Annotated in this window: 10 protein-coding genes, 1 tRNA gene and 1 pseudogene; 4 read left to right on the forward strand and 8 right to left on the reverse strand. The window is 38.2% G+C overall.

Going from position 1 to position 12,789, the window contains the following annotated elements; genetic code table 11:
• Position 1: 1 nt before the first annotated feature.
• Positions 2–73 (reverse strand) — tRNA-Asn (locus L2D08_RS23020).
• Positions 74–977: 904 nt separating this feature from the next.
• Between L2D08_RS23020 and L2D08_RS23025 the strand changes: the two genes are divergently transcribed.
• Entirely contained in the window at positions 978–2,297 is a 1,320-nt protein-coding gene (locus tag L2D08_RS23025; RefSeq protein WP_242237780.1) for a sensor histidine kinase, read from the forward strand.
• 201 nt (positions 2,298–2,498) lie between these two features.
• Here the strand turns inward: L2D08_RS23025 and L2D08_RS23030 are convergent, their stop codons facing one another.
• Positions 2,499–2,837, reverse strand: a complete 339-nt coding sequence (locus L2D08_RS23030) for a zinc ribbon domain-containing protein (RefSeq protein ID WP_375337638.1) — start codon at positions 2,835–2,837, stop codon at positions 2,499–2,501.
• Positions 2,838–3,028: 191 nt separating this feature from the next.
• On the opposite strand from L2D08_RS23030, the gene L2D08_RS23035 reads away from it, so the two are divergent.
• Together L2D08_RS23035 and L2D08_RS23040 are read left to right on the forward strand one after the other, a co-directional pair.
• Positions 3,029–4,114, forward strand: coding sequence for an ATP-binding protein (locus L2D08_RS23035; RefSeq protein ID WP_242237785.1), 1,086 nt, complete (start codon positions 3,029–3,031; stop codon positions 4,112–4,114).
• 61 nt (positions 4,115–4,175) lie between these two features.
• Entirely contained in the window at positions 4,176–4,364 is a 189-nt protein-coding gene (locus L2D08_RS23040) for a hypothetical protein (protein WP_242237786.1), read from the forward strand.
• Between the two features lie 147 nt (positions 4,365–4,511).
• Here L2D08_RS23040 and L2D08_RS23045 read toward each other — a convergent pair whose 3' ends face one another.
• On the reverse strand, positions 4,512–6,767 hold the full coding sequence (locus L2D08_RS23045; RefSeq protein ID WP_242237789.1) for an EAL domain-containing protein: 2,256 nt from the start codon (positions 6,765–6,767) through the stop codon (positions 4,512–4,514).
• A gap of 1,132 nt (positions 6,768–7,899) precedes the next feature.
• Here L2D08_RS23045 and L2D08_RS23050 point away from each other — a divergent pair.
• Positions 7,900–8,172: a hypothetical protein gene (locus L2D08_RS23050; RefSeq protein WP_242237790.1), complete on the forward strand. Its 273-nt coding sequence runs from the start codon at positions 7,900–7,902 to the stop codon at positions 8,170–8,172.
• A 20-nt stretch (positions 8,173–8,192) separates the two neighbouring features.
• Here the strand turns inward: L2D08_RS23050 and L2D08_RS24630 are convergent.
• From L2D08_RS24630 to L2D08_RS23070, 5 genes and pseudogenes are all read right to left on the reverse strand, one after another.
• Positions 8,193–8,327 (reverse strand): annotated as a pseudogene (locus tag L2D08_RS24630) (XkdF-like putative serine protease domain-containing protein); the annotation flags it as partial.
• Between the two features lie 217 nt (positions 8,328–8,544).
• Positions 8,545–9,387: an STAS domain-containing protein gene (locus tag L2D08_RS23055; RefSeq protein ID WP_242237792.1), complete on the reverse strand. Its 843-nt coding sequence runs from the start codon at positions 9,385–9,387 to the stop codon at positions 8,545–8,547.
• A 205-nt stretch (positions 9,388–9,592) separates the two neighbouring features.
• Positions 9,593–9,754 carry a phage terminase small subunit-related protein gene (locus L2D08_RS23060; RefSeq protein ID WP_242237794.1) on the reverse strand — a complete coding sequence of 54 codons (162 nt, stop codon included), beginning with the start codon at positions 9,752–9,754 and terminating at the stop codon, positions 9,593–9,595.
• Positions 9,755–9,826: 72 nt separating this feature from the next.
• Entirely contained in the window at positions 9,827–10,153 is a 327-nt protein-coding gene (locus L2D08_RS23065) for a hypothetical protein (RefSeq protein WP_242237796.1), read from the reverse strand.
• 364 nt (positions 10,154–10,517) lie between these two features.
• Positions 10,518–12,215 (reverse strand): methyl-accepting chemotaxis protein, encoded by a 1,698-nt coding sequence (locus L2D08_RS23070; RefSeq protein ID WP_242237803.1) that lies wholly within the window; start codon positions 12,213–12,215, stop codon positions 10,518–10,520.
• Between the last annotated feature and the right edge of the window lie 574 nt (positions 12,216–12,789).

Raw genomic sequence — 12,789 nt, forward strand, 5'->3', positions numbered from 1 at the left:
GCTCCGCAGGCAAGACTCGAACTTGCGACCGATCGGTTAACAGCCGATTGCTCTACCACTGAGCTACTGCGGAATAACCTGCACTAACGACAGCTATAAAATAATACCACCCTTAAAACTTAAAATCAATACTTTTTCCAAAAATATTTACTACTAACTTTTTTCTTTCCCCATTTCCCCTTCCAGCAAATTGAGATACACACCTTTAAAAAGCACCGCATAGAGCTTTGAACTCATTTTGAACAAAAAATTAGCGCCGCCCGCTTCTTATAACATCGGAGCCCTTTATTTCATTCGGGCTTTTCAAAAACCCACTTCGGAAACGAAATGGTTGTCACTTCAGGCAAAAGTTCCTGAGCTAACAGTAAGGACATCACAGACCTTGTCTTCGTTCATTAGTCTCCATCATGCATCCGGGCTTCCGCAGGAAGCTTAACCCGCTGATACTGCACTGTATTCAAGATAAGGGATGCTCTATCAAAATCTTTGATCTAGGTGGAGAGGTTCACTATACTCAAGAGTAAAATCCTTATGGCCAAAGTATTCCTTTAGCTTTGATGACTCATCCAAGCCAATGTATCTCTCCCTTGGATGCTTAAAAAATACAAATTGGTACGGTCATAATCATGCTTCTCTAAAAAGGTTTTTATCTCAAACATTTTTGTCTCCTCTGCGAATAGCTTCCTTCTTACTCATGAGTATAACAGTCCGTTTTCTAACTTGTTTAAGAAAATAACAACGTTCTTTAACAATGCTTAATTTTAAAAGAAAGGTTCTGTCGGGATTTGTCGACCAAATTGTATAGAATCTCGTCCTTTTTTATAGGAAAATGAGGGGAAATAACACCATTATAGAAACCTGGTTACGCTAAAAATAGAAACTTTTCAAAAAGCAAATTGATCTCCTTCTCCTTAGCAGCATTACAAGCTATTTTATATAAGAATTAAATAAATGGATCATGGCAGGGAGTTGATAACTTGCATACCTTGGTTGATAACATACAAACCTTTCTATTAAACATTTTTTTAACTTACTTCTGTTTTTCCATTTATTTTAAATTCATTGAATCAAAAACGGGTAAATTAACCAGTGAATTTATCATTGCTCTCGTTTCTGGTATATCTATTATTCTATGTATGACATTCCCTATCACACTCTCTCCCGGCTTTTTGACCGATTTCCGGCAAGCTCCTTTTATCATTGGTGCATTATACGGAGGACGCAGGGTTGCCCTTTCTTTACTTTTTACTTTGCTGGCTTACCGCTTTTATTTAGACCTGCCTCATTTTGAAACGATTGTCGCTGTCTATTTCTTACTGTTTGTTTCGTTATGGTATTTGATTCCGAGGTTTCATGAGATTCATAGCATTAAAAATAAATTATACCTTGCCTCACTAGCTTCTCTTTTTGGACTAATAGTCAGAATAGTCCTCGTACTTAAGATTAGGCCTGATGATTTTACTCTTGACCTCTTTGTATTTATCCTATGTACTCAAGTTATTCAAACGGTTGGAATTATGCTCTTTGTATTTTTGAATGAAAAATCAAGAAAAGATGCCATTCTGACAAAAGAGATAAACAAGTTTGAAAAGCTAAAGACCGTTAGTACACTAGCCGCAAGTATTTCCCATGAAGTCAGAAACCCTTTAACTGTCACAAAAGGATTTGTTCAGCTGCTGCGTGAACCCGGTCTTGCAGAACAAGATAAAGATGAATACATTAAAACCGCACTAGAGTCTTTAGAGAAAGCAGAGGGTATCATTACTGATTATCTTACTTTTGCAAAACCTTCATTAGAGAATATTGAGCTATTGGATCTCCATAAAGAACTCACGAACCTTAAAAATATGACTGAGCCTTACGCTATCATGAATAATGTAGAAATGGAAATGAGTTTGGAACAAAATATTTATATTGCTGGTGAGAAGGAAAAAGTTCATCAGTGCCTGATCAATATCATGAAAAATGGAATCGAGGCAATGCCCAAAGGCGGAAAGCTAAAACTTAGGCTTGACCGGGTTGAAGATAATGCCATGGTTACTGTAGCAGATTCAGGAATCGGAATGAATAAGGAGCAGGTTGATCGCCTGGGTAACCCTTTTTTTTCCACAAAAGATATAGGCACCGGACTCGGAACAATGGTCGTTTACAGTGTCGTGAAATCCATGGATGGTACGATACACGTTGACAGTCAGCCAGGCAATGGTACACGCTTCTCCATTATCCTTCCAGTCGCTGAACATTCTCTCCTGCCGGCTGAAGAAGCTATAAAACCAGACGAGCCTTCTTTTTTTTGACACTCCCACGGCTAAAGCCGCAAGCCCTTCACCTTGCGGTGGGACGGGTGGGATTCTGAAGTGCGAACGCGTTCCCAGTCCATTTCTGTTTAGAACTCGCCTTCAGCTAGGGGCGGTGTCATCAGCCCGCCCTGCTTCGTTTTATATGCTTTCGGCATACATGTACCTTACAGGCGGTCCTGCTCTTACTACAGGACTAGGTTAAGCTGCTTGCTTGTTTTTCTTTTTTGAAAGGCCACTGATGGCTTTTGAAATATTAATGGACGCGTTGGCATCGGCATGAAGTGTATACTGGCATTTGACACACGAAAAAGTGTGTCTTTTTCGATTCTTTTTGTCTACATGGCCACATTTACACGTTTGAGAAGTGTGATGTGGATTCACGTACTCGACTCCAATACCAGCCATTTTTTCTTTGTATTCAATAAACGTTTGAAGCTGATAGTGAGACCAGAAGTGCAGATTTCTTCCAGCTTCTTTTTTGATTTGAAGCAGCAAGCGATGTAATAAAAAAATACATAGAAGAACAAGGAGAGTCACGACCTCAGTGCCTAACCCCCACTAAATCGAAGATTTTGAAGGGGTTAGGCGCTAATTTTTTGTTCGAATAATTTTTAAAATATTCCAACTATTTAAAGAAAGATATTTTAATATATTGTATAATTTAAATACATTTTTCGGATTGCAAAGATTCGAGTTTCTCATCACTAATTAGTCAGAAGGTGCTACATATGGATCATAACAACGATAAAGAAATTAAACACGTTTTTAACAGTAAAATTCAACATAAACACCGTGTCCCCATTCAAAATGGATTTGTATTTAAATTTGTAAAGAAAGATAATGATTTTATCCATACGTTCAGCGAAGGCTCTTTTCTAAAAAAGCTGGGTCTTTCATCTTCATCTGTTGTTGGGAAACCTTTATCTGGTTTTTTATCTGGGGACCAATTGAATGAGGCCCGTTATTGTTATGAAACCGCATGGAATGGAAATATTTTCAGCTTAGAAGGAAGTTTAAATGGTTTTCACTACGTTGCCTCCTTAACTCCTATAATCATAAATTCCGAAGTCGTTGAAGTAACTGGCACAGTTTTTGAAATCACAGAGTACCGAAACAGTGTATTAAAGATTCAGGAACTAGAAAAGCTTTCATTAATCGGTGAGTTGGCGGCCGGAATTGCACATGAAATTCGAAATCCGTTAACGTCTATCACGGGCTTCGTCCAGATGATTCAGGAACGCTCAAATGATGAAATAACGGATACTTATCTTGAAATAGCACTTCAGGAATTAAAACGAATCAATACCATCGTCAATGATTTCATGTTTATAGCTAAGCCAAAAGAAAATATGGAAATTAGAAATGTAAATATCCATTCTTTAGTTTCTTATGTTATAGAATTTATGAAACCTCAAGCGATTCTTAAAGATATACAAATTGTGGAATTGATAGATAGTGATTTGACTTTCACCACCCGCTGCGACCCTAATCAACTCACGCAAGTTTTAATAAATGTGATACAAAATGCTATTGAGGCAACGAGCGGTCGTCAACAGAAAATAGTGGTTTCTCTTAAAAATGTAAATGAAAATGACTTCTTAATAGAAATTGCTGATCAAGGAGATGGCATTTCACAGGAAAGGCAAAAAAGACTGTTTGAGCCTTTCTATACAACGAAAGAGAAGGGGACCGGCTTAGGCCTTATGATGTGTAAAAGAATTATCGAAAATCATGATGGCAGTATAGAAGTTAACAGTCAGCCGGGTAAAGGAACGACCATCAGAATTATTTTACCTAAAGTTTCAGATTTTTAAAAATAGGACTAGCCGTGCAGCGACAATTTTTCCTTTTGATCAACTGCAGCCATTAGAAGAGATGCAGCAAGTTGTAACGGAGTCTTATCTTGAGCAGCGATTGATTGAGCTACAAGTAAATACGTTTGGACTTCCTTATGTAGAAGGCAAAAAGATTGTTACCTCTATCCCACCAAAAAATAGCGGTTTATTGCTGACAGACAGCTTTCACTGGCTCAAGGACATTATAACAATTAAATTTGCTGATTGATTTATCGTAATCTTATCGTGAACCTCTCCAACTAATTGCTGCGCCATTTGATGGAGTCTTCTGGCCTATAATGCAATAAAAAAGCAGCATCTTCTTCAAATGAAATAGCCCTCTTAAGCCAATAAAGCTCATGGGGCTATTCTTTAGCTATATATCTCTCTGCTGGCCAGAGAGTAATTTTCCGAACTCCTCCCGAGGCATCGGCTTTCCGAAAAGATAACCTTGTGCAAACTGGCAATTATATTCAAGAAGCATATTCATCTGCTGTTCTTCTTCAACCCCTTCCACAATAACCTGCAGGCCCAGGCTCTTGCCTATCCAAATAATAGCTTTCAACAAATCTTGATTAGCCGGATTATCCAGATCATCAATAAACGACTTGTCTATCTTAATCACATTAATTGGCAAAGTCTTTATGACGCTAAGTGAAGAATAGCCTGTACCAAAATCATCAATGGATGTTCGGACACCCATTTCCCTCAAGTCTTGAAGTATTTCTGTAGACCTCTTTAAATCTTGTATTACACTCTCCGTTATTTCCAACTCAAGAAAACGAGCACTTAAATTCGTTTCTTTTAAAATATCAGTAACCGTTTGAATAAAGTTATTCTGCTCGAGCTGCTGAACAGATACATTAACTGAAACTCCAATTAACGGAAGACCTTCCACTTGCCATCTCTTTGTTTGTTTGCATGCTTCCCTCAACACCCATTCACCAATCGAAATAATTTGCCCAGTCTCTTCAGCTATGGAAATAAATTTAAATGGTGGAACGAGGCCCCATTCCGGATGTTTCCATCTGATCAATGCTTCCATGCCAACAATCTTCTTACTATACAAATCCACTTTAGGCTGGTAATAAAGAGTAAATCCATTTTCTTCAACGGCTCTTCTTAAACCTATTTCGATCTGCATTCTTTCATGTAACAGGTCATTCAAAGCCGAATTGTATACCTGATAATTATTTTTACCTTTTTCTTTTGCCCGATACATGGCTGCATCCGCATTTCGAAATAGTGTTTCAGTATCCTGGCCATGTTCCGGATAAATACTGATACCAATACTTGGTGTTACAACAAATTCATTCCCTTGAACAGAAAGCGGTTGTTGGGAATTTGCAAGAATCCCTTCCGCTATAACAAGAGCATCGGAAGTGGAGCCAATTTTCGGAAGCAAAACCAAAAACTCATCTCCACCAATCCGATAAACTGTCCCCTTTTCTGTTATTTCACCTTCCAGCTTTTCAGAAAGCTCCTTTAGCAAACAGTCACCTGCTTGATGCCCTAAAGTGTCATTTATTCCTTTAAACCGGTCTAAATCAATCAATAAGAGCGCTGCCTTGTTATCGGCGGAAGAATGCCCGCATATTTCACCTATATCTTCTTTGAATTTAGCGCGGTTACCTAAACCCGTAAGAGGATCGTGATACGCTAAATGCTTATATTCGTCCATTAGTTGTTTATTTTTCTTCATGATAACAAACTGACGCAGGATAATTAATAGAAGTGCGATTATGCAGCCCTTTAGCAAAATATCCATGTCTGCATAGTTTTCATAAACAATCAATGTCAAAAGAAACATAGTCCCTATATAAGGCAAGACGCTATAATTTACTGTCTTATAAAACGATAAGTCAATTTTAACTTCCTTAAGGTGCTTTTGGGCATATAATCCTGCCGTTCCTTGTAACAACAAATTAATTTGCCAAAGTGGATCCAGGAAAGTTCCCATATCAGCGAAACTATCTCCGCCCCAGTAAACATAAATCAAATCCGTAGCGAGTTGCACTACGAATCCAGTCCCACAAAACACCATCAAAATTCGTTCATAACGAGAACTTGCAAGATAGTAGCAGATCATTATTGCGACTAAAACACATAAATCTAACAGTGGATACGCAATTGATACAAAAGTAGATGTAGTAGTGTAACCTGCTTCTATAAACATAGGTTCGACTATATACTGCAGGCTAAGTGTAATAACTACCACCATAAAGAGCACCAAATTAAAAAAGAGCGGTTTAACCGATACGGAGATACCTCTCAATATGATGGCATATAGGAAAGCAGCCAAAGCAAAGAAGTAAGCCGTCAGCCACATGTAATCTGCCCAGCCTGGGTATGGCATCGCAACAGATAGAATCGTTTGATAATAGAAACATACGCTATATCCTGCAAAATAAAATAAGGCACTTATGCTTAATAAAAGCCAAAAGCACCTGTATTTTTGTGAAAGAACACGATATGTTTTGAACAGAACAGCGAAGCTAACTGCGCTTCCTGCCAACGAAAGAAGGTTTGCTCCTAAAAAACGAGTCCATTCATTTTCCCAGGAAATAAAAAGCCATGTATAAAACGCAAACAAATAAATGAAAAGAAAAAGAAGCATCTTAGCGACGTTCATTCTGCAACCCCATTTCAGCCTCTCAGAAAATGATTTTAAAAATAAAAGGCAACTTTTCCATGTAGCGCTACAATACGGTTTGTTTGGTAGAAGTTTAGCACAATTTGTCTTTTTTTAAAAAGCATATAGTAAATAAGCTTCTCGTAACTATGTATTTTGTACAAATTAAAAATGCGATTAAATATTTTCCGTAAATCACCTATTTTCATATGGATATATTCATCCCTAGAATCTGCATTAAGTAAGAGCTATTATGGCGATCCATAACACAGCTGGAAATGGATAGATTTATTGCACTTCTACAAACGAAAAGGGTTCCTGTTATCTTGTGTGCAAAGGAGCTGATTGCATAAAAAAGGTGAAGATTATTATAATGTGCCCACGATGTCAGGAAGAAACACAGGAGGCTGATCACATGGGAGTTACACAAATAAACAGTATTGTCCACTTGTATTGCGGGGCTTGGTTGGCAGCGTCCTGGTGAACGAGTTATTAAAGGAGACCCGTTTAAAGACATAGCAAAGAAATATTTATAACCCCAATGAAGGAATTGGATAATACTGAATCCCCTGAAAATCACATGCCTGAATATACATTTTGTGGTTAATATAACTATATTTACCACTATGTTTCTACTATAATAAAGTATGGATGTACAATACATTTGTTTAAAGGGGGAAGTTCATGAGGATATACGAGAATAAAAACGAGCCGGGCTGTTATTTGTTGAGGTACGGAACGGAGTTGTTACTTGTACAATATCGTGATTTTAATCCCCAAAGGCAAAAGAAAGCAATTAACTTAGAGGAATGGACCGAAATTACCGAGCCAAGGAGTAACCCCGATCAAACAAAATCGGGGCTTTTTTTGTTTTCTACTCTCTGTAATGCTGAAAAAAGAACAGCAACTAAAAGACCTAGGGGAACAGTGGCTAGTATATTATGCTGGTTCTTACAGCCTTATCATGAATATATCTCTTTATAGGGATACAAAGAATATTAAATCGACTTATAACATATATTCTTCATTGTTTAGTTTTTTGTGGAACCACACCGTTCAATCGACCCTACATTTTGGTTATAACGCCGAATTTCCGCTCACTTTGGGTCAATAAGAAAGGAAGGATAAAAGAATGCTGTCTAGATTTTCCGGTTTAAATTCTCATAAGGTTGCCCACGATACCGTACTGTCAGATCATTTTAGGGCAGGAATCGGATACAAGGCATTTATACTGATGCCTTCTTATCCGTATTTACTTATTGGTGAAATCGCTTCTTTGGTAGAAGATTATGTTAAGATATTTGTTGAAAAAACATACAACCCTCAATTAGAAAATCAAACCTGGCTTGTCCATGTTCATAGTATCGAAGTGTATTATAGTGAACCTCTCCATCAAAATCTTTGATGGAGAGGTTCACTCTCTTCTCAAATCTCATCGGATGCTTTTGTGATTATGATCCAGGAACCTTTTGTGATCGTTTGCTCCCCCACCGTGAAATCTGCAGATGGGATATACGATACAGTCACTTCATCGACATCTGCATTAAAATCAGCATGAGCATTATCTACGTTCGCTCACAAACAAAGCCATACACGAGCTGCTATGCCTCTTCTTCTTTGTTGATAAAGAATTTTACTTCCTATTAAAACATTGGTGCTGACTGATCAGCTGAGCTTGATTACTTTAGGCCAAAAGAAAAAGACCGACTTGGTCGGTCTTCACTTAGTAATATCTTTTTCGACTAATATACATTTGTCAGCTAAATAATCAAAGCTGTTAACCCTTGATAGTATAAGTACTTATAGCATTAGAAAGCGTAGATGTAATCGATACATTATCAAAGCTAAGCCCCAGCTGAACAGCAGTTTGTGCTATTTCTGGACGAATTCCTGACAAAGTCGTTTTTACTCCAATTAAACTCAGCGCATCGATTAATTGAAAGATCTGATGGGCTACCATCGTATCAACCATAACGACACCCGATAGATCGATAAGAAGGTGGTTTAATCTTTTTTCAGAACATTGTTCCAAAGTGTTTTCGAGTATTAACTTTGCTCGTGCTGTATCAATATCACCTACTAACGGCAATAATCCCATATTATTATTAAGACTGATGACGGGTGAGCTTAATTCATTAATCATTTCTTGTTGGCCTTTCAACCTCATCGTTGAAGCTTTGTGATGCTTTTCCATAAACCAGGTTACCACATCATCCATGACGTCTATGATTTGTTGATTCCATAGCTCAATAATCTCTTCGGAATATTTTCCCTCGTTTAAAGAAACAAACTCTTTTATTAACTTTAAGTACTGGTTTCGCACGCTAAAAAATTCTCTCACTATAAAATGAACAGGCGTTGCTAAATGGTGCGCGTCATCCGCTAAATAAATCAGCCATTCCTCAAGCCCCTCTTTGAACTTGGCTTCTTCTTCAATAAACAATTGGAAAAAACGACGATGGAATTCATAATTTTGTGTTTTTAATAATTTAACATCTTCAGAATTAGTACTGGAATAAACTCCAAACGATTCACTTTTATCTAAGGATTTATACCATTCCTCAGTGACTTCCCAGGCTCTTTCTATTAGAAACTCGCCCAGCTCTTTATTTCTGTGCACCTTTATTCCTCCTACACCTTGTCGAAAATTGTCTGTTAACTTAATCATTATTTTAACCTAATGGAAGAAAAGTATCTATTTTTCATTTCCCTTCCTTGCTTAATCCAAGTACATCCACATTCACCACAGGAGAAAGCACACAATGATAGTTCACCTGCTCACCTGCAGGACATGACTCGAGCTCCTCAAGCATATCGCGCATATCTTACATAATGTTCAGCAGATCAGTGTTCGGATCCGTCTTGTTTCGAATCTGCGGATTGGATACCTCTAATGTAGCCGCAATTTCGATAAGCTTAATCTTACCCTTGCTATTTAGCCAAAGCTGAAATGCTTCATCACGCTTCGGATTTCTTGGCCTCGCCACGTCACATCACCACCAGCCTCCTTTAATGATTTGTTTTGGAGCAAAGAAAAAAACACTCCTTTTTTGAGTGTCTTAATCTGCCGCCAGTTCATTTGTTTTTTCATAATAATCCCTAGCAGCTTCTAACATTTCTTCATATATATTTTTATTGAACCAGTCTTCTGGAACAATCGATGGAGCAGTGTTGTTTGGAAAAGTTCCAATGAACATATCACTAATGGTTAGTTGTACAAGCTCCTCATCAGAAGTTACAGAACTTTTATTATTTATCCTATGCTCAATAAATTTTCTAGAAAGAAATGCGTAAGCTTCGCTCGCTTCACTCATCGTCTCATAATTAAAGGAATTGCGAGTGTCTTTGCCGTTAACCTCTAAAGAATATGTTATCCCTTCCTCCATTTATACACCCTCCTATCTGTCACTTCGACTAAGAAGTGATACTTTCACAATCATTATTTTTTGCTAGTAGCTTTATTCCCATAGATAATCCTTCATAAACTTTAATAACCTTCTTGTGTGGATGCTCATGGATGATCATTTTTTCATTTCTCTTTTGACTTTTGTTCTAGAACCAGCAAGACCAAGCAGACCCAGTAGACCTAGCCACCTGCACTTTTGCGACGTATTTCAAGTCGCCTTTTTTCCATACCTGAAATAAACCAAGGTTCCAAAAGCGAGTTGTCTTTAATATAAAAGCCCCAACTCCAAAAAAGTCAGGGCTTCTCGATTTTTTATTGATCACGATCTAATTAGACCAGCTGGATTATTTGACTTTAAAAATAGAAACAGAATGATTCAGATCCTCTGCCAGATTTGCAAGGGATTGAGAGGTTGCCGCTGTTTCTTCACTTGCTGCCGCGGCTTCTTCGCTGGCTCCTGCAATACTTTCGACTGACTTCATGACTGTACCTATTTGAGCCGATTGTTGTTCACTCGCAGACGCTATGCTTTCAATCGATCGCATGACTTCATCTGATTGTGCAGACTGCTGGTCACTGGCAGCCGCAATCTCATTTACTTTTCCTGCAGCTTCATTCACCATCTCAGAGATATACGCAAATGCCTTCTCCGTCTCATTCGTCGCCCCTACTCCATCATTTACGTATTCCACTGTTTGCTTCGTATGGCTTTGGATGCCATGAATGATATCCACGATCTCTTTGGTTGCACTGCTGCTTTGTTCAGCCAGCTTCCGGACTTCATCAGCGACTACTGCAAATCCTTTTCCCTGTTCTCCTGCACGTGCTGCTTCTATTGCTGCATTTAATGCAAGAAGGTTCGTTTGGTTGGCAATGTCATTAATCACATTAATAATACTTCCGATTTTATTTGCTTCTGCTTCTAAAATCGTCATTTGTTCACTTACCTTGTTCATACCTTCCATAGAGGTTTGGACCACCTGCCCGGCTTCTTTCGACACCCGCAGCATTCCATCAGAAAGATCAGCCGTCTCTTCGGCACTCTTTGCAATCGACTCAATCGCATCATTTAATTCTTTAAACCGTTCTTTCATAGCTTGTGCATCTTCAGCCTGGCTTTCTGAACTTGAAGCAATGTCTCGGAATAACTCAGTGATCGTTTGAGCATCATTTGCCTGGCTAGAAGCACTGCTTGCAATTTCTTCTGTTGTGGCAGATATTTCTTGTGAGGATGCAGCTACATTTTCAGCGGATGCTGAGATATTTCCTACTGTTTTTCTCAAACTTAATACCATATTATTGACTGAATTCGCTAATAGGCCAATCTCGTCCTTTGTATCAATGTCGGTAGTTTCCGTTAAATCACCCTTCGACACATTTTCTACTAAAGACACCACGTTATTTAATGGTTTTGAAATCATTCGAGCGAGGAGATACCCAATTCCTACACTAAAGAGTACCGCAAAAATAATGACCGCTATTGTAATGGTGCGGGCAGAATTTTCTAACGCAGCTGCTTCTTCACTCGATTGCTGACCAAGCTCTTTATTTAGTTCTATCAATTCCTTTAGAATAGACTGTACTTCATCACCCGAAGCCTTAAATGCGGGTGCTAATTTAAGGTAGGCAGCCGTGTCATTTGCATAAGCATATTCTTGAGCTGCTGCTAAGTAGTTGTAGTATTCTTCCAAGGCAGGATGGAATTGGTCAAGCAGCTGCTGTTCTGATTCTATTACATACGTACTTTCATATTTTTCAATGCTCGCCTCAATTTCACCCTGGATTTCCTTAATGGCATCCGCGAACTTTTTCTTTTCTTCCGAAGTTTTCGCTACAAACACCATATCCCGGATGCTTACCCGAATACGTTGATAATTTGTTTCTGCACTCCCTATATCACTAATTGGAACAACCCGCTCTTCGTACATAAAATCAAGCTGCTCATTCACTTTCCCTAAGTTGATTAACCCATAGATTCCAACTAATCCGACGGTAACCGCCATTACGATAAACGCCGAAACTAGCTTTGCCGATGTTCCCAAATTGTAGAACCACCTCAAGACAGACACCTCATTTTATTATATTTATTACCAACCCTTTAGGCTTGTCATAACATTCCTGACTCATAACGACATTGACTACAATAATACTTATAAAGTTATCGACAAAATCCTAAAAAATTTAATAAAATTAATAAACTTATTTTCATATCCTCTTAATCAACAAATTTTTTTTAAAGAAAGACAGTTCTCTTCATGAAACAAGAAAAAGGCTGCCGTTTTTCGCCCGCTGTCAGCCTCCTCTCTTCACTGACTTTCCGATTTGATACAATTGCTTCAATTGCATATTTTTGAATTCAATAGCAGCTTGAATCCGTGACTAATGGAATTCAAAATAACAACGATGCATTTCTTGAAATGTAAATGCGCAAAAATATACCGATATATATATAAGGTTGATGCTGGCCAGTTACCAATGAGACGGTGAATCATATTTATCATTTTCGGCGAGAACACCCCCACTTCAAGCTTTCTAAGTAGGGGATGAATCGCTGCTTTTTCAGTCATTCTTTTTCCTTGAACGCTCCAGTGTCAAAATGGTATAATTAGGTATAGA

It is taken from the genome of Domibacillus sp. PGB-M46, assembly GCF_022668875.1.
GTDB lineage: Bacteria > Bacillota > Bacilli > Bacillales > Domibacillaceae > Domibacillus.